Origin of the sequence: Ralstonia pickettii (assembly GCF_000607165.1) — a bacterium.
Lineage (GTDB): Bacteria > Pseudomonadota > Gammaproteobacteria > Burkholderiales > Burkholderiaceae > Ralstonia > Ralstonia holmesii.
In genome coordinates, this window is record NZ_JFZG01000006.1 from 830,431 (window position 1) to 853,435 (window position 23,005).

Sequence of the window (23,005 nt, forward strand, 5' to 3'; positions counted from 1 at the left end):
CAGTATTAACGGCGGTGGCCGCCCGAGACTTTAGGAGAGGCCGCCCGCACCGCACAAGTCTCCTTTTGGGTGTGGCAATGCCCCTCCCCCGAATGCCCACCAAGCGCGGCGTTACAATCCACGCATCCTTTCTGCCGCTGGAAAACACGCCATGTCCGCCACCGAACTCGCTTTCCTCCAGACCTATCGCCAGCGCCGCGAGCGCGTCGTGCAGTGGCTGCGCGCGGCGGGTGGCGGGGTCGCCATCGTGCCGACCGCACCGGAAGCGATGCGCAACCGCGACAGCGACTACCCCTATCGGCACGACAGCTACTTCTATTACCTGACCGGCTTTACCGAGCCCGAAGCGGTGCTCGCCATCGTGGTACCCGCGGGCAGTGCACCCGCGCGCAGCGTGCTGTTCTGCCGCCCGAAGCATGAAGAGCGCGAGATCTGGGACGGCTTCCGCTTCGGCCCCGAAGCCGCGAAGGAAGCCTTCGGCCTGGATGAGGCGCACTCGGTGGAAGAGATCGACGCGACGCTGCCCAAGCTGCTCGCCAACGCCGCCGCCGTGGCATATCCGCTGGCAGAAAGCGGCATGTTCGACCGCCGCATGCGCCGCTGGCTCGACGCGGTGCGCATGCAAGGCCGCGCGGGCGTGTCTTCGCCGCACCAGGCGCTGGACGTGCGCGCCATCCTCGATGAGCTGCGCCTGTTCAAAGACCCGAACGAACTCGACATCATGCGCCGCGCCGGGCGCATCTCCGCTGGGGCCCATGTGCGCGCCATGCAGGCCTCGCGGGCCGGCCTGCGTGAATACCATCTCGAAGCCGAGCTGCTGTACGAATTCCGCCGCCACGGGGCGCAAAGCGTCGCCTACAACTCCATCGTTGCCACCGGCCCCAACGCATGCGTGTTGCACTACCGCGCCGGCAACGCCGAACTGCGCGACGGCGATCTGTGCCTGATCGACGCCGGCTGCGAGCTGGACGGCTACGCGTCGGACATCACCCGCACGTTCCCCGTGAACGGCCGCTTCACCGGCCCGCAACGCGAGCTGTATGCGCTTGTGGTTGCCGCGCAGGAAGCCGCCCTTGCCGAAACGCGCCCCGGCGTGCCGTACAACGTACCGCACGATGCTGCCACGCGCGTGCTGGCGCAAGGCATGCTCGACACCGGCCTGCTTGACCGCAACACGGTCGGCACGCTCGACGACGTGATCGCCGGAGGCCAGTACCGCCAGTTCTACATGCACCGCACCGGCCACTGGCTCGGCATGGATGTGCATGACGTGGGCGAATACCGCACGCCCGGCACCGCCGCTCCTGCGGAAGGCGAACGCCCATGGCGCCCGCTGGAGGCCGGCATGGTGCTGACCGTCGAACCCGGCATCTACGTGCGCCCCGCACCCGGCGTGCCGGAAAAATATTGGCACATCGGTATCCGCATTGAAGACGACGCCATCGTCACGCCCGAAGGCTGCGAAATCATCACGCGCGACGTGCCCGTAGCCCCAGACGAAATCGAACTGGTGATGCGGAGCCAGGCATGACCGACAGCATCACAGCAAGCAGTGCTGCTCCGGACTTCGACGTCGCCATCGTCGGCGCGGGGCCTGTCGGGCTGGCGCTGGCCAACTGGTTGCTGCGCGACACCGACTGGCGCGTCGCCCTGTTCGATGCGCGCGATGCCGAAGCCGCCGCGCGAGACCCGCGCTCGCTGGCGCTCTCGCATGGCTCGCGCGTGCTGCTGCAGGAGATTGGCGGCTGGCCCACGCGCGCCACGCCCATCACGCACATTCATGTCTCGCAGCGCGGTCATTTCGGGCAGGCGCATATCCGCCGTGAAGACTACGACGTCCCCGCGCTCGGCCACGTCGTGCAATACGGCGACCTGAGCGCCGCGCTCAACGCCGCACTCGCCACGCAGATGGAGCGTCACCCGAAGCGCCTCACCCGCTACGACCACACACCCGTGGAGCGCGTCGAGCAACTGCCGCGCGCCGACGGCACCGTCGCCCCGGCCCGCGTGCGGGCGCTACGCGAAGGACGTCATCCGCTGGCCATCGAAACCGAAGTCGTCATCCAGGCCGAAGGCGGCTTGTTCGACGACGCACGTAAGCAGGAAGGCGGCATCGCCCATGCGCGGCGCCGCGATTACGGCCAAACCGCCATCGTCGCGCACGTGCGCTGCAGCGCGCCGCTGGAAGGCTGGGCGTGGGAGCGCTTCACACCCGACGGCCCACTCGCTTTGCTGCCGCAGGATGACACGCACGGGCCCGGCTACGCGCTCGTCTGGTGCTGCGCACCCGATGAAGCACGCCGACGCGCAGCGTTGCCCGACGACGCCTTCCTCGCTGAACTGGGCGCGGCCTTTGGCGAGCGCATGGGCCGCTTCACGCACGCCAGCCCGCGCCACACATTCGCGCTCGGGCTGCATGCCCAGCGCATTCCGGTCGACCGCCGTGTCGCCGCGATCGGCAATGCCGCGCAGACGATCCACCCCGTGGCGGGCCAGGGCTTCAACCTCGGCCTGCGCGATGCATTCGAGATGGCGCGCGCGCTTCGGGATGGGGCAACGGCAGCCACCCTCGCCCGTTTCGCCCGCGAACGCGCGTTTGACCGCGCCGTCACCATCGGCCTGACCGATTTGCTGCCGCGTGCGTTTGCCGTGCCGGGCCGGCCGTTTGGGCATCTGCGCGGCGCGGCGCTTACGCTGCTGGAATGCCTGCCACCGCTCAAGCACGGGCTGGCCCGGCAGATGATGTTCGGTCAGCGAGGCTAGCGCGTGGCGACTTCCGAGGCCAGCACTGCGGGCGATCGCCAACAGATCACCGTGGTGGGCGCCGGCATTGTCGGCACAGCATGCGCGCTGCAACTGCAACGTGAAGGCCATCAGGTCACGCTGCTCGATCAGGCCGGCATTGGCGAAGGTTGCTCGTTTGGCAATGCCGGCTGCCTGAGCGTCGCATCGGTCGTGCCGATGGCGCTGCCCGGCATGCTCAAGCAGGTGCCCAAGTGGCTAGCCGATCCGATGGGTCCGCTGACGGTGCGTTGGCCCTATCTGCCGCGCGCGCTGCCCTGGCTGCTGCAATGGGTACTCGCAGGCAATGAGGCGCAGGCCCGTGCGACTGCGCAGCCGCTGGAGAGTCTTTTCAGCGCGACCTTCCCCGGTTATCGCGACCTGCTCGACGCCGCGCAATACGACAGCCTGATCCGCCAGAGTGGCCATTTGTATGTGTGGCGCACACTGGCGCGCTCCTCGGGCGATGTGCTGGCGCAAGCCATTCGCGACGCCACCGGCGTGCGCTCGCAAGCCCTGAGCGCCGGTGAAGCCCGCGAGCTGGAGCCCGCATTGGCCGCCGACATCCAATCCGGTCTGCTGCTGCCTGACAACGGCTTCACCGTCAATCCGGAACGGCTGGTCAAGACCCTGGCGACCAACTTTGCCGCAGCGGGCGGCACCTTCCTGCGCCGCAAGGTGTTGGACGTGGAATTCGGCCGAAGCGACTACGGCGGCCCGACGCGGCTGCATACCGATTGCGGCACGCTGCCCGTGTCGAAGCTCGTGCTCTGCGCGGGCGCGTGGTCGATGCGGCTGGGGGCCAAGCTTACTGGCATCCGCATTCCGCTCGACACCGAGCGCGGCTATCACGCCACGCTGCGCGCGCCCAGCGTGCAGCCCTCGCGGCCGATCATGGATTGCGAGCGCAAGTTCATCGCCACACCCATGGAAGGCGGCTTGCGCATTGCCGGCACCGTGGAAATCGGCGGGTTGGACGCGTCGCCCGATTACCGCCGCGCGCGCATCCTCATGCAGCAGGGCCAGCAGCTCTTCCCCGGCCTCAGCTTCACGGACGACAGCCAGTGGATGGGCCATCGTCCCTCTCTACCCGACAGCCTGCCCGCAATCGACCGCTCGGAGCGCTACCGCAACGTGTTCTTCGCGTTCGGGCACGGCCACCTGGGCATGACGGGCGCGCCGGGCACCGCCCGACTCATCGCCGATCTGGTCAGCGAGCGCAGGCCCTTCATCGACGCCCGCGCCTACGGCCTGCAACGGTTCCGGTAACGCCAGCCACGGCAAGAAGCGCGCCGCCGACCGCACTGCCGCATAGTTTGTGCACAACATTTAGGCAATCCGGCGGTTTGGCGGTAAAATCCCGTCCTCGCATTTTTCACTCCCGTCGCTCCGCCCGGTCGTCATTCGACTCTGGGCGGAAGGGGTGATTTTTCGTTTCTTTCAGCCGCTTCTTCCTCGCAGCCTTGCAGATCGGACCGCATACCCTCCGCAACAACCTGTTCGTCGCCCCCATGGCGGGTGTGACGGACCGCCCGTTCCGTCAGCTGTGCAAACGGCTGGGCGCGGGCTATGCGGTGTCCGAGATGGTCGCGTCCAACGCGCAATTGTGGAAAAGCGAGAAGACGATGCGGCGCGCCAACCACACGGGCGAGGTCGAGCCGATCGCCGTGCAGATTGCCGGCGCTGAGCCGATGATGATGGCCGAGGCCGCGCGCTACAACGTCGATCGCGGCGCGCAAATCATCGACATCAACATGGGCTGCCCGGCCAAGAAAGTGTGCAACGTGGCCGCCGGTTCTGCGCTGCTGCAGAACGAGCCGCTGGTCCAGCGCATTGTCGAGGCCGTGGTGGGCGCAGTGGGCGATCGCGTGCCCGTAACGCTGAAGATCCGCACCGGGTGGGACCGCGAACACCGCAACGCATTGAGCGTGGCGCGCATTGCGCAGGATGCCGGTATCAGCATGCTGACCGTGCACGGTCGCACACGGGCAGATCTGTACCACGGTGATGCTGAATACGACACCATCGCCGCGGTCAAGGCGTCGGTGCGCATTCCAGTGGTGGCCAACGGCGACATCACCACGCCGGCCAAGGCCAAGCACGTGCTGGCCGTGACCGGAGCGGACGCCATCATGATCGGCCGCGCGGCGCAGGGGCGCCCGTGGCTGTTCCGCGAGATTTCCCACTTCCTGCAAACCGGCACGTTGCTGCCCGCGCCGGAAGTGGAAGAGATTCGCGGCATCATGAATGCACATCTGGAAGAGCACTACGCGTTCTATGGCGAATACACCGGCGTGCGCACCGCACGCAAGCACATCGCCTGGTACACGCGCGGGTTGGCGGGGGCCAACCTGTTCCGCCACCGCATGAACACCATCGAGGACACCGCGGCCCAGTTGGCCGCCGTCAATGCGTTCTTCGACGAGCAGCGTGCGCTGTCCGACCGTCTGGTCTACGAAGACCAAGCCAGCGGTGGCGACCACCCCACGACGGGCAACAACGACAATAACAAGGAACTGCTTGCCGCATGAGCCGCAATCCGATCGAACGTTGCATCCGCGACAGCCTGGATGCGTATTACCGTGACCTGGACGGCGAGAACCCGTCCAATGTCTACGACATGGTGCTGCAGGCCATTGAACGGCCGCTCCTGGAAACCGTGATGGGATGGGCTTCCAACAACCAGTCGCAGGCGGCCGACTACCTCGGCATCAACCGAAACACGCTGCGCAAGAAGTTGCAGCAGCACGGCCTCATCTGAGGTCGCAGGCCGGCCTTTGAACCGATTTCCTTTCTGACGGCGCCTCCTGCCAGTTCGGCAAACCCAGCGCCACACCCGCCCACCGGCGTTTCCACCATGATCCAGCAAGCCCTGCTTTCCGTTTCCGACAAGACCGGCATCGTCGACTTTGCCCGTGCCCTGCACGAGCGCGGCGTCAAGCTCCTCTCCACCGGCGGTACCGCCAAGCTGCTCGCCGAGTCCGGCCTGCCCGTGACGGAAGTGGCGGATTACACGGGCTTTCCGGAAATGCTCGACGGCCGCGTCAAGACGCTGCACCCGAAGGTGCACGGCGGCATCCTCGCCCGCCGCGACTTGCCCGAGCACATGGCCGCGCTGGCCGAACACAGCATCCCGACCATCGACCTGCTGGTGGTGAACCTGTATCCGTTCCAGCAAACCGTGGCCAAGGACGAATGCTCGCTGGCCGACGCCATCGAAAACATCGACATTGGCGGCCCGACCATGCTGCGCTCGGCGGCCAAGAACCACCGCGACGTGACCGTCATCGTTGATCCGGCCGACTACGCCACCGTGCTGGCCGAAATGCAGGCCAACAACAACACGGTTGGCTACGAGACCAACTTCATGCTGGCCAAGAAGGTGTTCGCGCACACCGCGCAGTACGACGGCGCCATCACGAATTACCTGACGAGCCTGGGCGCCGACAAGTCGCACAGCACGCGCAGCGCTTATCCGCAAACGCTGAACCTGGCCTTCGACAAGGTGCAGGAAATGCGCTACGGCGAGAACCCGCACCAGTCCGCCGCCTTCTACCGTGACCTCAAGGCAGTGGATGGCGCGCTCGCCAACTACAAGCAACTGCAGGGCAAGGAACTGTCGTACAACAACATCGCCGACGCCGATGCCGCGTGGGAATGCGTGAAGTCGTTCGATCCGGCCAAGGGCGCCGCCTGCGTCATCATCAAGCACGCGAACCCGTGCGGCGTGGCCATCGGCGGTACCGCGCAAGAAGCGTATGAGAAGGCCTTCAAGACCGATTCGACCTCGGCTTTCGGCGGCATCATCGCCTTCAACGTGCCGCTGGATGAAGCCGCAGCGCAGATCGTCGCCAAGCAGTTCGTGGAAGTGCTGATCGCCCCGGGCTTCTCGGAAGGTGCGCGTGCCGTATTTGCCGCCAAGCAAAACGTCCGCGTACTGGAAATTCCGCTCGGCAAGGGCGTGAACGCGTATGACTTCAAACGCGTTGGCGGCGGCCTGCTGGTGCAGAGCCCGGACGCCAAGAACGTGCAGCCGAGCGAGTTGCGCGTCGTCACCAAGCGCCACCCGACCCCGAAGGAAATGGACGACCTGATGTTCGCTTGGCGCGTCGCCAAGTTCGTCAAGTCGAACGCCATCGTTTTCTGCGGCGGCGGCATGACGCTGGGCGTGGGCGCCGGCCAGATGAGCCGCGTGGACTCCGCACGCATCGCCAGCATCAAGGCGCAGAACGCAGGCCTGACGCTGGCCGGTTCGGCCGTGGCGTCCGATGCGTTCTTCCCGTTCCGCGACGGTCTGGACGTGGTGGTCGATGCCGGCGCCTCGTGCGTAATCCAGCCGGGCGGCTCGGTGCGCGACGATGAAGTGATCGCCGCCGCCGACGAGCGCAACGTGGCGATGATCTTCACGGGCACCCGCCACTTCCGCCACTAATCGCTCACCAAACAGCACCGTCCACGCGACGAACAAACGGGGCAAGGCGTAAACTGGCGCCTTGCCCCGTTTCCATTTCTGCCTACCTCCTTCATGCGCATCCTCGGCATCGACCCCGGCCTTCGCACCACGGGTTTTGGCGTGCTCGAACGGCACGGCCACAAGCTCGTCTACGTGGCCTCGGGCACGATCAAGAGCAACGGCAATGCCGACCTGCCCAGCCGCCTGAAGACGCTGTACGACGGCGTCTCTGAACTGGTGAGCACCTACCAGCCGGACTGCGCTTCCATCGAAAAGGTGTTCGTCAACGTCAACCCGCAATCGACGCTGCTGCTGGGCCAGGCCCGCGGCGCGGTGATCTGCGGCCTGATGAGCGGCAACCTGCCGGTGTTCGAATACACCGCGCTGCAACTGAAGCAGGCCGTGGTCGGCTACGGCCGCGCCAACAAGGACCAGGTGCAGGAAATGGTCGTGCGCCTACTCAACCTCGAAGGCAAACCCGGGGCGGATGCGTCTGACGCGCTGGGCGTGGCAATCTGTCATGCGCACGGCGGCGAGACGCTGGCTGCCATGGCCGGGCTGGCGCCGCAGCTTGCGCAAAAGGGCTTGCGCGTGCGGCGCGGGCGCCTCGTTGGCTGACAGGATTCTTGAAGACGGCAGGTAGCTGCACGCACACACGGCGACTACCATGCGGGGTATCCGTCTTCAGGAGACCCCGATGCTGCGCCGTCTCATCCTGCTGAGCCCGTTCTTTTTGAGTGCCTCCCTGGCCTTGTCGGCCTGCCGACTGGAATATAACCACGGTGGTGGCAGCGGCGGGGGCAACACCACGCCCATCGCCACCGTCCAGGTGATCGGCCACCGCGGTGCGCCTGCATTGCGGCCCGAGCACACGCTGGCCTCCTACCAGAAGGCCATCGACGACGGCGCGGACATCATCGAGCCGGATCTCGTATCCACCAAAGACGGTGTGCTGGTTGCACGCCACGAGAACGAAATCTCCGGCACAACCAACGTGGCCGACGTGGCGGCGTTTGCCGGCCGCAAGACCACCAAGACGATCGATGGCCAGAGCGTCACCGGCTGGTTCACCGAAGACTTCACGCTGGGTGAATTGAAAACGCTGCGCGCACGCGAACGCATCCCGAGCATCCGTCCCGACAACGTCGCGTACAACGATCAGTTCGACATTCCCTCGCTGGACGAGATCATCGCGCTGGCGCGTGACCAATCCGCCAAGCTCGGCCGCAACATCGGCATCTATCCCGAGACGAAACATCCGACGTACTTTCAGTCGATCGGCCTGCCGCTGGAAGACAGGCTGATCGACGGCCTACGCCGCGATGCCTTCACGGCCAGCCGCACGACGGTCTACATCCAGTCGTTCGAAGTCGCCAATCTCAAGGCCATTCGCAACAAGATCGGCAGCAGCCAGCCCAATTGGAAGCTCGTGCAATTGATGGGCACATCCAGCCGGCAGCCCTACGACTTTGTGGTCGCCAAAGACAGCCGCACGTTCGGCGACATGATGACCAGCCAGGGCATGCGCGACATCGCCGCGTATGCCAACGGTGTCGGCCCTGACAAGAGCAGCATCATGGGCCTGGATGCGAACGGCCGACTCACCGATCCGACCGACCTGATCCGCAACGCGCACAACGCAGGGCTGGTCGTCCACCCGTACACGTTCCGCCCCGAGAACACCTTCCTGCCGCCGTCGCTGCGCAGCGGTGCCGACAACACGCGCAACGTCAACGGCTCGATCACCGAGATCCAGGCATTCCTGCGTGCGGGCGTCGACGGCTTCTTCACCGACGATCCTGCCGTCGGGCGGCAAGCCGTGTCGACCTTCACGCGCTAGTCTTCGCGCATCGGAACCGTAGCGAGCGGCCGAGCCAGGATCGGGCCGCACAGTAGGTTTGGGCTACACTGCGTCCCGTTTTGGAGGAGGAACCCCACCCATGATCGGACGCATTGCCGGGACGCTGATCGAAAAGAACCCGCCGCACCTGCTGGTCGATTGCCACGGCGTCGGCTACGAGATCGACGTGCCGATGAGCACGTTCTACAACCTGCCCGCGACTGGCGAGAAGGTCGTCCTGCTGACGCAGCAGATCGTGCGCGAGGATGCGCACCTGCTCTACGGTTTCGGCACCGCCGCCGAGCGCGAAACCTTCCGCCAGCTCATCAAAATTTCGGGCATCGGCGCCCGCATTGCGCTGGCGGTGCTGTCGGGCATGTCGGTGGCCGAACTCGCGCAGGCCGTCACGCTGCAGGAAGCCGGGCGGCTGACGCGCATTCCGGGCATCGGCAAGAAGACGGCGGAGCGTCTGCTGCTCGAACTCAAGGGCAAGCTCGGCGCCGACCTGGGTGCGGTGCCCGGCGGCCCAGCTGTGTCGGACGACGCGGTCGACGTGCTCAACGCCCTGCTGGCGCTTGGGTACTCAGACAAGGAAGCGGCCCTCGCCATCAAGCAGGTGCCGGCCGGCACGGGCGTGTCCGAGGGGATCAAGCTGGCGCTCAAGGCGCTGTCCAAAGGCTGACGCCCGGGCGCGGCGAGACGGTAGAATGGCCTGCTCGCGCCTTCCCGGCGCCGTCTGCCCGTCATGATCGAAACCGACAAGCTCGCCGCCAAGGCTGTCTCTGCTGAGCGCATCATCTCAGCCTCCCCCGCCTCCCCCAACGAGGAGGCGTTCGAGCGCGCGCTGCGCCCCAAGCTGCTTGACGAATACGTCGGCCAGGAAAAGGTGCGCGGCCAGCTCGACATCTTCATGACCGCGGCCAAGAACCGCAGCGAAGCACTGGACCACGTGCTGCTGTTCGGCCCGCCGGGCCTGGGCAAGACGACGCTGGCGCACATCATCGCGCGCGAGATGGGCGTCAACCTGCGCCAGACCTCCGGCCCCGTGCTGGAACGCCCGGGCGACCTGGCCGCGTTGCTCACGAACCTCGAAGCCAACGACGTCCTCTTCATCGACGAGATTCATCGGCTCTCGCCCGTGGTGGAGGAAATCCTGTACCCGGCGCTGGAGGACTACCAGATCGACATCATGATCGGCGAGGGCCCGGCGGCGCGCTCGGTCAAGCTCGATCTGCAGCCGTTCACGCTGGTGGGCGCCACGACGCGCGCCGGTATGCTGACCAACCCGCTGCGCGACCGCTTCGGCATCGTTGCGCGGTTGGAGTTCTATACGCCTGCCGAGCTGGCAAAGATCGTCACGCGCTCGTCGGGCCTGCTGAACGCTCATATCGTGGATGAAGGCGCGCTGGAAATTGCCAAGCGCTCGCGCGGCACGCCGCGTATCGCCAACCGCCTGCTCCGCCGCGTGCGTGACTATGCCGAGGTCAAGGCCGATGGCATCATCACCCGCGAAGTGGCCGATGCCGCCCTGGCCATGCTCGATGTGGATGCGGTCGGCTTCGACCTGATGGATCGCAGGCTGCTCGAAGCGATCCTGCACAAGTTCAACGGCGGCCCGGTCGGCATCGACAACCTGGCGGCCGCCATCGGCGAGGAGCGCGACACGATCGAGGACGTACTCGAGCCCTACCTCATCCAGCAAGGCTACCTGCAGCGCACTCCCCGTGGTCGTATCGCCACGGCTTCGGCGTACCAGCACTTCGGGCTGGGCGCCCCCAAGAGCGGCCCCGTACGCGATCTCTGGGACGACAACCAATAAACGCCCACCCGGACCGCCCCGACATGTCCGCCGCCCCGCGCCACCCGAACCGCACGTTCCGCTACTACGACTTCGTCATGGCGGCCTTCGTGACGGTACTGCTGTGTTCCAACCTGATCGGCGCGGCCAAGGCGGCGCAGGTCACGCTGCCGATCATCGGGCCGGTCACCTTTGGCGCTGGTGTGCTTTTCTTCCCGATCTCATACATCTTCGGCGACATCCTCACCGAGGTGTACGGCTACGGGCGCGACCGGCGTGTGGTGTGGGCGGGTTTTGCCGCACTGATCTTCGCGTCGTTCATGTCGCTGGTCGTGCTGGCGCTGCCAGTAGCGCCATTCATGGCGGACTACCAGAAGAGCCTGAACGACGTGTTCGGCAACACCCCCCGCATCGTCGCCGGGTCGCTCATTGCGTTCTGGTGCGGCAGCTTTGCCAACAGCTACACGCTGGCGAAGATGAAAATCGCTACGGAAGGAAAATGGCTGTGGACGCGCCTTATTGGGTCCACGGTGGTGGGCGAGGCAGTGGATTCTTCGCTGTTCTACGTGATCGCCTTCTACGGGATCTGGCCCCACCAGCAGGTGCTTCGCGTGGCCATCGCGCAATACATCCTCAAGACCGGCTGGGAGGTCGTGGCGACGCCCCTTACCTACCGGGTCGTCGCCTTCCTCAAACGCGTCGAGCACGAAGACTACTACGACCGCGACACCAACTTCACGCCATTCCGGCTGAAGGTTTAGGGAACGCGGCGGTCCACCTCGTCGAGCACCAGCAGATCCAGGTGCGCGACATCCCCCCATTGCAGTACAGTCAGTTGATGGCCATCGGATGAAAGCCGGTTGATGCTCGCGTTGCGCAGTTCATGCTGGCGCGGCTCGGTGAGCGTCATGGCGTTGGCCCGGCGATACAGGCAATCGAGCACGCCGCCGTGGCTAACCAGCGCGATGCGCTCGCCGGGGTGGCGACGGATCAGGCGAAGCGCAGTCTCGACCGCACGTTCGTGGAATTCAGTCAGCGTCTCGCCGCCAGGCGGGGCGAACTCGGGCACGCGGTTTTGCCAGGCATCAAAGTCGGCCGGATGCTGTGCGGCGACTTCAGCGTAGGTGAGGCCTTCAAACTCGCCATAGCAGCGCTCGCGCAAACCGGCGTCGTCACGCACCGTCACACCCACTTCATCTGCAAGCGCCTGCGCCGTCTGCCTGGCGCGCGACAGATCGCTCGCATAGACCGCATCGAACCGCTCGCGCGCCAGTGCCTTGCCAAGCTGCGCCGCTTGCTCCAGCCCTTGCATGTTCAGCGGCACGTCGAGCTGGCCTTGCAGGCGGCGCTCACGGTTCCAGTCGGTCTCGCCGTGGCGGATGAGCACGATGTGGGTGATCTGCGGCATCGGCAGAGGGATGGTGGCGGCGCGTGACATCACAGGGTTCCCGAGCGAATCAGACAGATTTGGCCGCTTCCGGCGTGGCCGCTTTTGCGACAGACGGCGCGGCTTGCGGCGCGATCTGCAGCCAGAATGTGACCGGACCATCGTTGACCAGCGACACCTTCATGTCGGCGCCAAACTCGCCGGTCGCCACGATGGGGTGCTGCGCACGGGCGCGCGCCACGAAGTGGTCGTACAGGCGGCGGCCATCTTCCGGCGCAGCCGCGGGTGTGAAGCTCGGCCGCGTGCCAGACTTGGTATCGGCCGCCAGCGTGAACTGCGATACCACCAGCAAGCCACCGGCCTGCCCGTTGCCGTCGATGTTGCGCACGGGCAGGTTCATCTTGCCCTGCGCGTCGGAGAACACGCGGTAGTTGAGCAGCTTCTCCAGCAGACGATCTGCCTCGGCGGCGGTGTCCCCCCGCTCGGCACAGACAAGCGCGAGCAGGCCCGGGCCGATCTCGCCAACGACGCGGCCGTCCACCCGGACAGCCGCTTCAGACACACGCTGGATCAGTCCAATCACTTCAGCACCACGCGCGCAAAGCGACGCTTGCCGACCTGCATGACGAAGGTGCCTGCCTCCACCTTCAGGCCCTTGTCGCTGACGACGGTGCCGTCGATCTTCACGCCGCCCTGTTCGATGTTGCGGTTGGCATCCGACGTGGACGGGCAGAGCCCAGCCTGCTTGAGCAGTTGCGCAATGCCCAGTGGCGCGCCTGCCAGCTCAATCTGCGGGATATCGTCCGGCACACCGCCGCGTGCGCGGTGATTGAAGTCTTCCAGCGCGCGTTCGGCATCGGCCTGGCTGTGGAAGCGCGCGACGATCTCCTGCGCCAGCAGCACCTTGCAATCGCGCGGGTTGCGGCCCAGCGCGATCTCCGCCTTCATCAAATCGATCTCGGCCAGCGGGCGGAACGACAGCAGCGTGTAGTACGTCCACATCAGGTCGTCGGAGATGCTCATCAGCTTGCCGAACATCTCGTTCGGCGCCTCACTGATACCGACGTAGTTGCCCTTGGACTTGGACATCTTCTCTACGCCGTCCAGGCCAACCAGCAACGGCATGGTCAAGATGCACTGCGGCTCCTGGCCGTATTCCTTCTGCAATTCGCGGCCGACCAGCAGGTTGAACTTCTGATCGGTGCCGCCGAGTTCCAGGTCGGACTTGAGCGCGACCGAGTCGTAACCCTGCATCAGCGGATAGAGGAATTCGTGCACCGAGATCGGCACGCCAGCCTTGTAGCGCTTGGTAAAGTCGTCACGCTCCATCATGCGGGCGACGGTGTACTTGGCGGCAAGCTGGATGATGCCGCGCGCGCCCAGCGGGTCGCACCATTCGCTGTTGTAGCGAATTTCGGTCTTGCTCGGGTCCAGCACCATGCTGGCCTGACGGTAATAAGTCTGCGCGTTGGTCTCGATTTGCTCGCGCGTGAGCGGCGGGCGCGTGGCATTGCGGCCGGACGGGTCACCGATCGTCGAGGTGAAATCGCCGATCAGGAAGATCACCTGATGCCCCAGGTCTTGCAACTGACGCATCTTGTTGAGCACCACGGTGTGGCCGATGTGGATATCGGGCGCCGTCGGATCCAGGCCCAGCTTGATGCGCAGCGGCACGCCGGTCGCGGCGCTCTTGGCTAGCTTCTGCTCCCATTCGGCAGCAATCAACAGTTCGTCGCAGCCGCGCAGCGACACTTCCATTGCGTGCGCCACCTCCGGGGTCACCGGGTACTTGGGTTTGGCCGGCGTGGCGTTATCGGAGGCGGCGGAAGTGTCAGGTGCAGTCATGGCAAAAAGAAAGGTCACCGCGCCGCACATGGAAAACGGCGCGAACGAATCAACAATCGGGGAAACGGTGCGTGCACGATGGCCGACATCGATTGAAACGTGCCGGCCGCGCAATCCCGGGATTTTACCGTGATGTGTCCGTTTGGCCCGCCATTGCGCTGGTAAGCTGTCGCGCATGAGCCATCCTGACCACACCGCACTCTCCACCGATCGCTACATCGGCTTGATGTCGGGCACCAGCCTGGACGGTGTCGACGGCGTTCTGGCGGACTTTTCCGGCGAACACCCGACCGTCCTCGCCGACGCCTACGTGCCCTTCTCGCCCGAACTGCGCCAGCGCTTTCTTGACCTGCAACACGCCGGCCCCGACGAGATCCATCGCGAGGCCCTGGCCGCCAACGCGCTGGCCATGGTCTACGCCGACTGCGTTGCCCAACTGCTCGCTGCCACCGGTCTGGCCGTGCACGACGTGCGGGCCATCGGCGCCCATGGGCAGACGATTCGTCATCAGCCCGGCACGCATGATGGCATCGGCTACACGCGCCAAACCCAGCACCCGGCGGTATTGGCTGAACGCACCGGCATCGACGTCATTGCCGATTTTCGCAGTCGCGACATCGCCGCCGGCGGCCAGGGCGCACCGCTCGTACCAGCGCTGCATCGCGCGCTGTTCGGCCTGCCTGATGCGTGGCGTGTGGTCTGCAACATCGGGGGCATCGCCAACCTCACCGTCGTGCCGCCGCAAGCCCCCGACGCGCGCAACGCCGTACTCGGCTTCGACTGCGGCCCCGGCAACGCGCTGATGGACTACTGGGTTCACAGGCACCGCGACACCCGCTACGACGCCGACGGCGCCTGGGCCCGCACTGGGCGTATCGACGAAACGCTCCTCGCGCGTCTCAAGGCCGAGCCGTTCTTTGCAGCGCCACCGCCCAAGAGCACCGGCCGCGACCTGTTCAACCCGGCGTGGCTGCAACAAACCCTCGGCGATGCGCTGAACGCCGCGCGCCCTGAAGATGTTCAAGCGACGCTGCTCGCCCTCACCGCCGACACCATCACCGATGCCGTACGTGCCCATGCGCCGCAGGCCGCGTCACTGCTGGTCTGCGGTGGCGGCGCCCGCAATGGCGCGCTCATGGCACGTATCGCGCAGCAATTGCCGGGCGTGCGAGTCGCTCCGACAGATGACTACGGCGTGCCCGCGCATCAGGTGGAGGCCCTCGCTTTCGCATGGCTCGCGCGCCAGTGCATGCTCCGTGCCCACGGCAATCTGCATACCGCGACCGGCGCATCGGGCGATCGCATCCTCGGCGCAATCTACCCCGCTTGAGCGCACAATTTGCAGGCAACAAAAAAGCGCACCGAAGTGCGCTTTTTCTTTTACAGCGATGCGGCGTCAGACCGAGAACGACGAGCCGCAACCGCACGTGGTCGAAGCATTCGGGTTCTTGATGACGAACTGCGCGCCGTTGATGTCTTCCTTGTAGTCGATCTCGGCGCCCACCAGGTACTGGTAGCTCATCGAGTCGATCAAGAGCGAGACGCCATTCTTGGTCATGGTCGTATCGTCTTCGTTGGTCTCTTCGTCAAAGGTGAAACCGTACTGGAAGCCCGAGCACCCGCCGCCTTGCACGAATACGCGCAACTTCAACTCCGGGTTGCCTTCTTCTTCAATCAGTTGCTTGACCTTGTCCGCAGCGCTGTCGGTAAAGACCAGCGGAGCCGGAACCTCGTTCACATCGGGCGTGGCTGCCTGCGCGACTGCGTTCATGAAAATCTCCTGTGGGAACGTCTGAAACTTGCTTGTATTTTAAGCGCAAGCTGCAAATCGTGCCGAAGCCCCGCGTTTCAAGTGGGCATTGTGCGGTGCGCCAGCAACGGCTGACGCGCGATGTGATCAATCCTGATTGGACGCCAGCTTCAGATTGGGCAGCAACTTCACATCGCCAGGCGCCGCGTGCATCAACGTGCCCATGACGACAGCGCCTTGGTGCATTTCCAACGCCGCATATTGCACGTTGCCCTCAATGCGCGCCTTCGGCTGCAACTCAAGCAGCTCCGCCACATGTACGGGGCCAACCACGGTGCCATTCAGGATCAGGTGCCCGACGTGCACCTCGCCCTCGACGCGTGCGCTATCGGTAATCACCAGCATGCTGGGCTTGTCCGGATCGCCGTAGATGTTGCCGCTGATCTCGCCGTCGATCCGCAGACCGCCCGAGAAGCGCAGATTCCCTTCCAGTTTGGTATGAGCCCCCAGCAGCGTTTCAATCGCCAGCCCTTTCTTTTTGCCAAACAGCATCGTCGACTCCTCTGTGTACGGATCCTCGACAGGACAACGCCCGTCAGATGGAAAAACTCTGGCTCGCTTTGATCTTGCCGTTCTGCAGCACTTTCACCATCACCGATTGCACCGTGGTGCCGGGGGGCACGTCTACCCAGCCCTCAAGGCGCTGGTAGTGCGTGAGCTTGACGCGGGCGCTGGCAACGGGTGATCCGCTGGCCACCGTTCCCGGGAAATCGATCGTAGCAGCTTTGCCACCCTGTACCACGTTCAGCGTGAGCGCCAGTTGCCCCTCGAATTCGGAGACCGGCGCGAACGCCTTTCCGCCGCCTTGCATCAGCAGAACGCGGAACCGCATGCGTGTCGGCTGCGCCTCGTCCGGCGCGATGCGGAAGCTGCGCACGTAAATACCAGCGGAATTGGTAGGTGCGGGCAACAGGCTGTCAAAGAAGGCTAGGTCCTCTTTCAACTGCGCGTTTTCGGTTTCCAGCGCCTTGAGTTGCTCAGCCATCTGCGCTTGCGCGCCTTCGGCAATACCCAGCCTGGCATCCACCGTGCCAGCGGACGCGGAAAGCTTGTCTCGCTCGGCTTGCATGGCGGCCAACTTGGTGGTCAGCTCGCGGTTCATAGCGCGCAAATCGGCGTCGTGCGGCCCCGTCAGCCGGCGCCCTTCTTCGAAGGCCCACAGCGCCGCAGCCGCCGCAAGCCCAAATACCACGGCAATCAACAAAACCGTTACCGGCCAAGGCAGACGCGAACGCACCGTGACGTTCGGGGCGAGCACGGAAGCGCGACGCAACAAGCGACGCGCCTTCATGCGCGCGCCTCCCGACCCGCCTTGCGGATCAGAATCGGATTAGGAGAAACAGCGGATTGCATCATACGGGCCGAACGCTAACGAAATGTGAATTGTAGTCCCGCGGACATGTCGGAGCTGTTGCAAAGGGTAAGCGAGGCGACGGAAAGATCACCCTGTTTAGTTCGAACGCTCAAAAACAAAAAACCACACCCGAGGGTGTGGTTCTTTGCTGAAGCAGCAGGAAGCGGATTAACGCTTCGAGAACTGCTTGGCGCGGCGGGCCTTGCGCAGACCGACCTTCTTACGCTCGACTTCACGTGCATCGCGCGTCACCAGACCAGCCTTCGACAGGGCGGGCTTGAGCGTTGCATCGTAATCGATCAGGGCGCGGGTGATGCCGTGACGCACAGCACCGGCTTGGCCGGTTTCACCACCGCCGACCACGTTCACCTTGATGTCGAACGTAGCTGCATGGTTGGTCAGTTCCAGCGGCTGACGCACGATCATCAGCGAGGTTTCACGAGCGAAGTACTCGTTGATGGCCTTGCCGTTGACGATGATGTCGCCCTTGCCGGACTTGATGAAGACACGTGCCACAGCGCTCTTGCGGCGGCCGGTGCCATAGTTCCAGTTTCCGATCATGGATTAGGCCCCTTAGATTTCCAGCGCTTTCGGCTGCTGAGCTTCGTGCGGATGCGAGCCTTCGGCGTAAACCTTCAGCTTCTTGATCATCGCGTAGCCCAGCGGACCCTTCGGCAGCATGCCCTTCACAGCCTTCTCCAGGGCGCGGCCCGGGAAACGCTGCTGCATCTTGCCAAACGTCGTTTCGTAGATACCGCCCGGGTAACCCGAGTGGCGATAGTACTTCTTGTCGGTCGTCTTGGCGCCCGTCACACGCAGCTTGGCTGCGTTGATGACGATGATGAAATCGCCGGTATCGACGTGCGGAGTGAATTCGGGCTTGTGCTTGCCGCGCAGTCGGTGTGCCACTTCGCTGGCGACACGCCCGAGGACCTTGTCCGTCGCGTCAATCACGTACCAATCGCGCTTCACCTCATGGGGCTTTGCGGAAAAGGTCTTCATGATTTTTCCAAATATTGAGTCAGTGCCCGAGTGGACCCGTATCGCGCTGAGAACTTGCGTTCAGACTGCTCACGAACGGATCGTCTTGCGGACGCCTGCGCAACCCCATGCGAGGTCATCGCCGGCCCGCCTTCCCGCTTGTTGGTGCGGGCTCTCTAAATTTCTCTTTTCCGCGGGCAATCCGGAAAAGATTTCGATTGTACCCCGCACAGACTTCTTGACACAAGGAAAAAGGTGCGCGCGGGTTCTGCAGGCGAAAAAAAACCCAAGCCATCAAGCTTGGGTTTGAATCCACCAAAGGAGGAGGGTGGAGGAGACACCTGCTGATCGTTGACTTGGTGGGTTGCACCGCATCAGCCGATCCAATGGTGCAAATTATACCCATTTCTGGGGCACGCGCAAGGAAATTTGCACTACGAAATCGCATTTCGTAATGCGGAAAGCCGATAAGAAGACAGAAGGCAGTTTAATTTCCCAACAAATCAAACACTTGCATTCATTTCGTGTGAGACAAGCTGCTGCGCGCTAGAGCTATTCCTCCAATTTCGGCGCAATTTCGGTGCAAAAAGAACGGGTTGCACCTTTTCGAGCGGGTATCACTGTCAAGCCGCGTTCACCCTAGGGCGTCAACGCGCGCGAGGGCTGGTGGCTACAATGTGGCTTTTCGTCGGCGATGGTCGACCCTCTGCACAAGGATTGGACATGGATTGCACAGTGAGCTGGACTGGCCCGGATGGCATGGCCTTTTTGGCGGAAACCGGCAGCGGCCATCTCGTCACGATGGATGGCGCGCCCGACGGCGGCGGCCGCAACCTTGCACCGCGCCCGATGGAAATGGTCTTGCTGGGCACCGGTGGCTGCACCGCCTATGACGTGGTGCTGATCCTCAAGCGAGGCCGCCAGGACGTGCAAGGTTGCAGCGTCAAGCTGCAGGCCGACCGTGCCGAGACCGACCCGAAGGTCTTCACGCGCATCCACTTCACCTTCACGGTGACTGGGCGCAACCTGAAGCGGGAAACGGTGGAACGGGCTGTGCAGCTTTCGCACGAGAAGTACTGCTCGGCGTCGATCATGCTGGCCAAGACGGCCGAGATCACGCACTCGTTGGAACTGGTGGATCTGGCCACGCAGCCGACGGCATCGGAATAAGAAGCGAAGCGGACCGATAAGCCGGATTCTGTGCGCCGCGTGGCCGAAACCAGCGGCGTGACAACCATTCCTCTAGACCGGCTGTTGCCAGCCGGCTCAAGCTCCCTACCCGCAGACTCAGCGAGCCGCTTCATCGCCTGCTTACTTGGGATTGCTCCGGGTGGAGGTTACCGCGTTTCACCCTTCGCCCTGGCCGAAGCCGGGGCGAAGACTCGTCTCTGTGGCCCTATTCCGCACGTCACCGTGGATGGTCATTAGCCATCACCCTGCTCTATGGAGTCCGGACTTTCCTCCCCTTCCGCTCGCACGAGGCGGCGGAAGCAGCGGTTGTCTGATCCGCTTCGCGAGGCGCGAGTCTAGCACTGTTCGGGTACCAATCGCCGCCGGCCCGGGCGAAAGACGGTCGTATCCAGATAGAAGCCGGCGTCGTCATTGGCATCGCACCAACCGGGGATGCCCATGACGGGCAACGGACGGAAATTGCTGGGCGCCAGATCGACATGCAAAAGCATCTCTGCCAGCGCGGCATCGAGCGAGGGACGATCCGCTGGTAATGCTGCCACGTGCAGCGGCCAGGCATGTGCAGTGATCGACTTGTACGGCGCAACCAACTTTTCCAGCAGCGCATGGCCGAACGGCAGAACTGCACAGGTTGCGCCCCACGCTGCTCTGCCCTCGACGAACAAGCCGCGCCAATCGAACCCGGTCAGGCTTCGCTCAGGCGCGTCTTCAGTGTGCAGGAAGATCAGGGCGTTTTCGTCGAACAGCGTGGCGGCATCGCGTACTGTGCCGCGTGCCGCGCCAATCCCGTCCCGCGTAATTGCCCGCGCCTGGCGCGCGTTCAGCGCCGCCTTGGCAAGCGGCCAATGCAGCCAGATCAGTGCGTTGAAGAAATCGTGGAGATTGTCCCGCGTCGGCACCCGGCCGGTGGCGGCGACGTGTGCTTCATAGGCCGTGCCGGCCGGCAGCGCATCTTGCGGGATGAAGCGCAGCGTATGGCCGCCGGAGGTGCGAATTGCCTGCGCGGCCGGATGCGCGTTCAGTGCGTCTCGAAGATTGGCGCCGCCCTCAATCGCGCGTGCAATTGGGGCGCCGACCGCTGCCAGCGGCGCGAACGCCGGATGGCTCCAGTCGATCGCACGCAAACATTCAATCGCCAAGTCAGACGGATTTCCAGCGCAGCATCTCGCCGCCGCGCAGTGGCACCAGCGTCTGCTCACCGAACGGGACTTCGGCGGGAAGCTGCCATTGCGAGCGCGTGAGCGTGAGCGTGCCGGCGTTGCGCGGCAGGCCATAGAAGTCCGGCCCGTGCAGGCTCGCAAAGCCTTCGAGCTTGTCGAGCGCGTTGGCGTCTTCAAAGGCCTCGGCGTACAGCTCCATGGCGTGCAGCGCGGTGTAGCAGCCGGCGCAACCGCAGGCGTGTTCCTTCACACCCTTGGCGTGCGGCGCACTGTCGGTACCAAGGAAGAACCGCGGGTGGCCCGAGGTGGCGGCGGCCACCAGCGCCAGGCGGTGCGTTTCACGCTTGAGCACCGGCAGGCAGTAGTAATGCGGGCGGATGCCGCCAACAAACAGAGCGTTACGGTTGTACAGCAGGTGGTGCGCGGTGATGGTCGCGCCAACCGGGCCCTCGGCATCGCGCACGTATTCGGCAGCGTGCTTGGTCGTGATGTGCTCGAACACGACCTTCAGCGCCGGGAAGTCTCGACGTAGCGGCAACATCACCGTGTCGATGAAGACGGCCTCGCGGTCAAAGATGTCGACGGTCGGATCGGTCACCTCGCCGTGCACAAGCAGCGGCATGCCGACTTCCTGCATGGCTTCAAGCGTCTTGGCGCACCGGCGCAGGTCGGTCACGCCAGCATCGCTGTTGGTGGTGGCGCCAGCCGGGTACAGCTTCACGCCGTGGATGAAACCGCTGGCGCGGGCCTCGCGAATGACGTCGGGCGAGGTGTTGTCTGTCAGGTACAGCGTCATCAGCGGCTCGAACTGCGTGCCGGCTGGCAACGCGGCGAGAATGCGCTCGCGGTAGGCACGCGCCTGCGCAGTGGTGGTCACCGGCGGCTTGAGGTTGGGCATGATGATCGCGCGGCCGAACTGGCGTGCGGTGTCGCCCACCACATCGGCGAGGGCATCGCCATCGCGCAGGTGCAGGTGCCAGTCATCGGGGCGGACGATCGTAAGAGTATCGGTCATGGTGCGTGCAGAAGCGGTCAGCAAAAACGTGAATCAGAGAATGAGGATGACGCGGTAGTCGTTGACGTTGGTGCGCGTCGGGCCGGTGACGATCAGGTCATCGGCGGCAGCAAAGAAACCGTAGGCGTCGTGTGCGTCGAGCGCGGCGCGGGCGGCGATGCCCTTGGCGGCGGCGCGGGCGATGGAGTCGGGGTCAAGCAGCGCACCCGCATTGTCCTCCGATCCGTCAATGCCGTCTGTATCGGCGGCGAGCGCATAGACATCATCCATGTCTTCGAGCGTGACGCCGAGCGAGAGCAGGAACTCCGCGCAGCGCCCGCCGCGGCCGCCGGTCAGGCCCGGCGGAATCGTCACCGTGCACTCGCCGCCGGAGATGAGTGCGACCGGCGCCACAAACGGGGCGCCATGCTGGCGCACCTGCCTCGCCAGCGCCCCATATACCTGGGCGACCTCTCGCGCTTCGCCGGTCACCGTGTCGCCGAGGATGGCCGTGTGGATACCGCGCGCCGCAAACACCTGCGCGCCGGCCTGGAGACTCTGTTGCGCGGTGGCGATGACGTGATTGGTCACGCGTGCAAAGCAGGCGTCGCCCGGCTTGGGCGTTTCGGCAATCTCGCCGCGTGCTCCGCATTCCAGGTGTGCGCGCACGGTATCGGGCATGTGAGCGCCCCAGCGTTTCAGAATGGCAAGCGCATCGGCATAAGTGCTCGCATCCGGCACGGTCGGGCCGCTGGCAATGGCGCTCGGATCATCGCCGGCCACGTCGGAAACAATCAACGTCGTGACCGGCGCGCGTGATGCGGCGGCAAGCCGCCCACCCTGAATACGCGACAGATGCTTGCGCACGATATTCATGTCGGTGATCGGCGCACCGCAGCGCAGCAGCTCGCGCGTCACGGCTTTCAGATCGGACATCGGGATGCCCTCGGCGGGCAGCGACAGCAGGCTGGAACCGCCGCCCGAGACCAGCACGATAAGCCGGTCGTTCTCGGTGAGCGCGCAGACGCGATCCAGGATTTCCTGCGCGGCTTGTTCGCCCGCCTCGTCCGGCACCGGGTGCCCCGCTTCAATGACGCGGATGTGCTCGGTCGGCAACCCATGCGCATAGCGCGTGACGACCAGTCCTTCGAGCTGCGCGCGGCCGGCATAGGCCTGCTCGACAGCCAGCGCCATCGACGCAGCCGCCTTGCCGGCGCCGACCACCAGTGTTTTGCCGCCGGCATACGGCGGCGGAAGGAAGTTTGCGACGATTTTTAGCGGATCGGCCGCGCCCACGGCGGCGGCGTAGCTCTCCAGCAGGAGGGCGCGGGCGGCGGTGCGGTCGAGCTTCATGGGAATGGCTTCTCCGGTTAAGGCAATCTGGAGGCGGTGGCGTGCGGCATGTGCGCAA

At 64.7% G+C, this 23,005-nt stretch carries 24 protein-coding genes and 1 other RNA gene; 13 read left to right on the plus strand and 12 right to left on the minus strand.

Going from position 1 to position 23,005, the window contains the following annotated elements; genetic code table 11:
* Window positions 1-151: 151 nt before the first annotated feature.
* The 11 genes from BG83_RS0110165 to BG83_RS0110215 all read left to right on the plus strand — a co-directional run bounded on the left by BG83_RS0110165 (window position 152) and on the right by BG83_RS0110215 (window position 11,633).
* A complete protein-coding gene (locus BG83_RS0110165; RefSeq protein WP_024976623.1) occupies window positions 152-1,531 on the plus strand; it encodes an aminopeptidase P N-terminal domain-containing protein in 1,380 nt (459 codons plus the stop codon).
* Window positions 1,528-2,763, plus strand: a complete 1,236-nt coding sequence (locus tag BG83_RS0110170) for a UbiH/UbiF/VisC/COQ6 family ubiquinone biosynthesis hydroxylase (RefSeq protein WP_024976624.1) — start codon at window positions 1,528-1,530, stop codon at window positions 2,761-2,763. The genes BG83_RS0110165 and BG83_RS0110170 overlap by 4 nt, the downstream gene beginning before the upstream one ends.
* A 3-nt stretch (window positions 2,764-2,766) precedes the next feature.
* Complete coding sequence (locus BG83_RS0110175; RefSeq protein ID WP_024976625.1) at window positions 2,767-4,050, plus strand: NAD(P)/FAD-dependent oxidoreductase; 1,284 nt, start codon at window positions 2,767-2,769, stop codon at window positions 4,048-4,050.
* A gap of 194 nt (window positions 4,051-4,244) precedes the next feature.
* The gene (gene dusB, locus BG83_RS0110180) at window positions 4,245-5,312 is read left to right on the plus strand and encodes a tRNA dihydrouridine synthase DusB (protein WP_024976626.1); all 1,068 of its coding nucleotides are present in this window, start codon (window positions 4,245-4,247) and stop codon (window positions 5,310-5,312) included.
* Window positions 5,309-5,542 (plus strand): Fis family transcriptional regulator, encoded by a 234-nt coding sequence (locus BG83_RS0110185; protein ID WP_024976627.1) that lies wholly within the window; start codon window positions 5,309-5,311, stop codon window positions 5,540-5,542. The genes dusB and BG83_RS0110185 overlap by 4 nt, the downstream gene beginning before the upstream one ends.
* Window positions 5,543-5,638: 96 nt before the next feature.
* Window positions 5,639-7,213 (plus strand): bifunctional phosphoribosylaminoimidazolecarboxamide formyltransferase/IMP cyclohydrolase, encoded by a 1,575-nt coding sequence (gene purH, locus BG83_RS0110190; RefSeq protein ID WP_024976628.1) that lies wholly within the window; start codon window positions 5,639-5,641, stop codon window positions 7,211-7,213.
* A 93-nt stretch (window positions 7,214-7,306) separates the two neighbouring features.
* Window positions 7,307-7,852, plus strand: a complete 546-nt coding sequence (gene ruvC, locus BG83_RS0110195) for a crossover junction endodeoxyribonuclease RuvC (RefSeq protein ID WP_024976629.1) — start codon at window positions 7,307-7,309, stop codon at window positions 7,850-7,852.
* Window positions 7,853-7,931: 79 nt separating this feature from the next.
* The gene (locus BG83_RS0110200) at window positions 7,932-9,074 is read left to right on the plus strand and encodes a glycerophosphodiester phosphodiesterase (RefSeq protein ID WP_024976630.1); all 1,143 of its coding nucleotides are present in this window, start codon (window positions 7,932-7,934) and stop codon (window positions 9,072-9,074) included.
* Window positions 9,075-9,174: 100 nt separating this feature from the next.
* A complete protein-coding gene (gene ruvA / locus BG83_RS0110205; protein WP_012761185.1) occupies window positions 9,175-9,756 on the plus strand; it encodes a Holliday junction branch migration protein RuvA in 582 nt (193 codons plus the stop codon).
* Window positions 9,757-9,819: 63 nt separating this feature from the next.
* A complete protein-coding gene (gene ruvB / locus BG83_RS0110210; RefSeq protein WP_024976631.1) occupies window positions 9,820-10,893 on the plus strand; it encodes a Holliday junction branch migration DNA helicase RuvB in 1,074 nt (357 codons plus the stop codon).
* A 23-nt stretch (window positions 10,894-10,916) separates the two neighbouring features.
* Complete coding sequence (locus tag BG83_RS0110215; RefSeq protein WP_024976632.1) at window positions 10,917-11,633, plus strand: queuosine precursor transporter; 717 nt, start codon at window positions 10,917-10,919, stop codon at window positions 11,631-11,633.
* Here BG83_RS0110215 and BG83_RS0110220 read toward each other — a convergent pair.
* From BG83_RS0110220 to tyrS, 3 genes are read right to left on the minus strand one after another with little or no spacing between them, the layout of a single operon-like run.
* On the minus strand, window positions 11,630-12,310 hold the full coding sequence (locus tag BG83_RS0110220; protein ID WP_024976633.1) for a histidine phosphatase family protein: 681 nt from the start codon (window positions 12,308-12,310) through the stop codon (window positions 11,630-11,632). The two genes, BG83_RS0110215 and BG83_RS0110220, sit on opposite strands and share 4 nt — an antisense overlap.
* Window positions 12,311-12,329: 19 nt before the next feature.
* Entirely contained in the window at window positions 12,330-12,842 is a 513-nt protein-coding gene (gene dtd / locus BG83_RS0110225; protein WP_024976634.1) for a D-aminoacyl-tRNA deacylase, read from the minus strand.
* Window positions 12,839-14,104, minus strand: coding sequence for a tyrosine--tRNA ligase (tyrS, locus tag BG83_RS0110230; RefSeq protein WP_024976635.1), 1,266 nt, complete (start codon window positions 14,102-14,104; stop codon window positions 12,839-12,841). Before tyrS ends, dtd begins: the two co-directional genes overlap by 4 nt.
* 175 nt (window positions 14,105-14,279) lie before the next feature.
* Here tyrS and BG83_RS0110235 point away from each other — a divergent pair, with 175 nt between their 5' ends.
* The gene (locus tag BG83_RS0110235) at window positions 14,280-15,434 is read left to right on the plus strand and encodes an anhydro-N-acetylmuramic acid kinase (protein ID WP_024976636.1); all 1,155 of its coding nucleotides are present in this window, start codon (window positions 14,280-14,282) and stop codon (window positions 15,432-15,434) included.
* Window positions 15,435-15,500: 66 nt separating this feature from the next.
* On the opposite strand, the gene erpA is transcribed toward BG83_RS0110235, so the two are convergent.
* The 5 genes from erpA to rplM all read right to left on the minus strand — a co-directional run bounded on the left by erpA (window position 15,501) and on the right by rplM (window position 18,270).
* Window positions 15,501-15,875, minus strand: a complete 375-nt coding sequence (erpA, locus tag BG83_RS0110240; protein ID WP_004633183.1) for an iron-sulfur cluster insertion protein ErpA — start codon at window positions 15,873-15,875, stop codon at window positions 15,501-15,503.
* 126 nt (window positions 15,876-16,001) lie between these two features.
* A complete protein-coding gene (locus BG83_RS0110245; protein ID WP_024976637.1) occupies window positions 16,002-16,406 on the minus strand; it encodes a bactofilin family protein in 405 nt (134 codons plus the stop codon).
* A gap of 43 nt (window positions 16,407-16,449) precedes the next feature.
* Window positions 16,450-17,205: a DUF6776 family protein gene (locus BG83_RS0110250; RefSeq protein WP_024976638.1), complete on the minus strand. Its 756-nt coding sequence runs from the start codon at window positions 17,203-17,205 to the stop codon at window positions 16,450-16,452.
* 231 nt (window positions 17,206-17,436) lie between these two features.
* Window positions 17,437-17,829 carry a 30S ribosomal protein S9 gene (rpsI, locus tag BG83_RS0110255; protein ID WP_004633190.1) on the minus strand — a complete coding sequence of 131 codons (393 nt, stop codon included), beginning with the start codon at window positions 17,827-17,829 and terminating at the stop codon, window positions 17,437-17,439.
* Between the two features lie 12 nt (window positions 17,830-17,841).
* Entirely contained in the window at window positions 17,842-18,270 is a 429-nt protein-coding gene (rplM, locus tag BG83_RS0110260) for a 50S ribosomal protein L13 (RefSeq protein ID WP_009239122.1), read from the minus strand.
* A gap of 702 nt (window positions 18,271-18,972) precedes the next feature.
* Between rplM and BG83_RS0110265 the strand changes: the two genes are divergently transcribed.
* The gene (locus BG83_RS0110265) at window positions 18,973-19,419 is read left to right on the plus strand and encodes an OsmC family protein (RefSeq protein WP_024976639.1); all 447 of its coding nucleotides are present in this window, start codon (window positions 18,973-18,975) and stop codon (window positions 19,417-19,419) included.
* Window position 19,420: 1 nt separating this feature from the next.
* Here the strand turns inward: BG83_RS0110265 and rnpB are convergent.
* The 4 genes from rnpB to BG83_RS0110280 all read right to left on the minus strand — a co-directional run bounded on the left by rnpB (window position 19,421) and on the right by BG83_RS0110280 (window position 22,947).
* Window positions 19,421-19,762, minus strand: an RNA gene (gene rnpB, locus BG83_RS28320) — RNase P RNA component class A.
* A gap of 13 nt (window positions 19,763-19,775) precedes the next feature.
* Entirely contained in the window at window positions 19,776-20,573 is a 798-nt protein-coding gene (locus BG83_RS0110270) for a DUF3025 domain-containing protein (protein WP_419177599.1), read from the minus strand.
* Between the two features lie 7 nt (window positions 20,574-20,580).
* Window positions 20,581-21,615 (minus strand): dihydroorotase, encoded by a 1,035-nt coding sequence (gene pyrC, locus BG83_RS0110275; protein WP_024976641.1) that lies wholly within the window; start codon window positions 21,613-21,615, stop codon window positions 20,581-20,583.
* Window positions 21,616-21,648: 33 nt separating this feature from the next.
* Window positions 21,649-22,947, minus strand: coding sequence for a glycerate kinase type-2 family protein (locus BG83_RS0110280; RefSeq protein WP_024976642.1), 1,299 nt, complete (start codon window positions 22,945-22,947; stop codon window positions 21,649-21,651).
* Window positions 22,948-23,005 lie beyond the last annotated feature (58 nt).

Excerpts from the sequence above, each read along its gene's own strand:
- BG83_RS0110185 (WP_024976627.1), top strand. The coding sequence starts at position 5,309 with ATGAGCCGCAATCCGATCGAACGTTGCATCCGCGACAGCCTGGATGCG.
- BG83_RS0110280 (WP_024976642.1), bottom strand. The coding sequence starts at position 22,947 with ATGAAGCTCGACCGCACCGCCGCCCGCGCCCTCCTGCTGGAGAGCTAC.
- pyrC (WP_024976641.1), bottom strand. The coding sequence starts at position 21,615 with ATGACCGATACTCTTACGATCGTCCGCCCCGATGACTGGCACCTGCAC.
- purH (WP_024976628.1), top strand. The coding sequence starts at position 5,639 with ATGATCCAGCAAGCCCTGCTTTCCGTTTCCGACAAGACCGGCATCGTC.
- BG83_RS0110165 (WP_024976623.1), top strand. The coding sequence starts at position 152 with ATGTCCGCCACCGAACTCGCTTTCCTCCAGACCTATCGCCAGCGCCGC.
- ruvB (WP_024976631.1), top strand. The coding sequence starts at position 9,820 with ATGATCGAAACCGACAAGCTCGCCGCCAAGGCTGTCTCTGCTGAGCGC.
- erpA (WP_004633183.1), bottom strand. The coding sequence starts at position 15,875 with ATGAACGCAGTCGCGCAGGCAGCCACGCCCGATGTGAACGAGGTTCCG.
- rpsI (WP_004633190.1), bottom strand. The coding sequence starts at position 17,829 with ATGATCGGAAACTGGAACTATGGCACCGGCCGCCGCAAGAGCGCTGTG.
- tyrS (WP_024976635.1), bottom strand. The coding sequence starts at position 14,104 with ATGACTGCACCTGACACTTCCGCCGCCTCCGATAACGCCACGCCGGCC.
- rplM (WP_009239122.1), bottom strand. The coding sequence starts at position 18,270 with ATGAAGACCTTTTCCGCAAAGCCCCATGAGGTGAAGCGCGATTGGTAC.
- BG83_RS0110250 (WP_024976638.1), bottom strand. The coding sequence starts at position 17,205 with ATGAAGGCGCGTCGCTTGTTGCGTCGCGCTTCCGTGCTCGCCCCGAAC.
- ruvC (WP_024976629.1), top strand. The coding sequence starts at position 7,307 with ATGCGCATCCTCGGCATCGACCCCGGCCTTCGCACCACGGGTTTTGGC.
- BG83_RS0110200 (WP_024976630.1), top strand. The coding sequence starts at position 7,932 with ATGCTGCGCCGTCTCATCCTGCTGAGCCCGTTCTTTTTGAGTGCCTCC.
- BG83_RS0110170 (WP_024976624.1), top strand. The coding sequence starts at position 1,528 with ATGACCGACAGCATCACAGCAAGCAGTGCTGCTCCGGACTTCGACGTC.
- BG83_RS0110215 (WP_024976632.1), top strand. The coding sequence starts at position 10,917 with ATGTCCGCCGCCCCGCGCCACCCGAACCGCACGTTCCGCTACTACGAC.
- BG83_RS0110235 (WP_024976636.1), top strand. The coding sequence starts at position 14,280 with ATGAGCCATCCTGACCACACCGCACTCTCCACCGATCGCTACATCGGC.
- BG83_RS0110265 (WP_024976639.1), top strand. The coding sequence starts at position 18,973 with ATGGATTGCACAGTGAGCTGGACTGGCCCGGATGGCATGGCCTTTTTG.
- BG83_RS0110220 (WP_024976633.1), bottom strand. The coding sequence starts at position 12,310 with ATGTCACGCGCCGCCACCATCCCTCTGCCGATGCCGCAGATCACCCAC.
- BG83_RS0110245 (WP_024976637.1), bottom strand. The coding sequence starts at position 16,406 with ATGCTGTTTGGCAAAAAGAAAGGGCTGGCGATTGAAACGCTGCTGGGG.
- ruvA (WP_012761185.1), top strand. The coding sequence starts at position 9,175 with ATGATCGGACGCATTGCCGGGACGCTGATCGAAAAGAACCCGCCGCAC.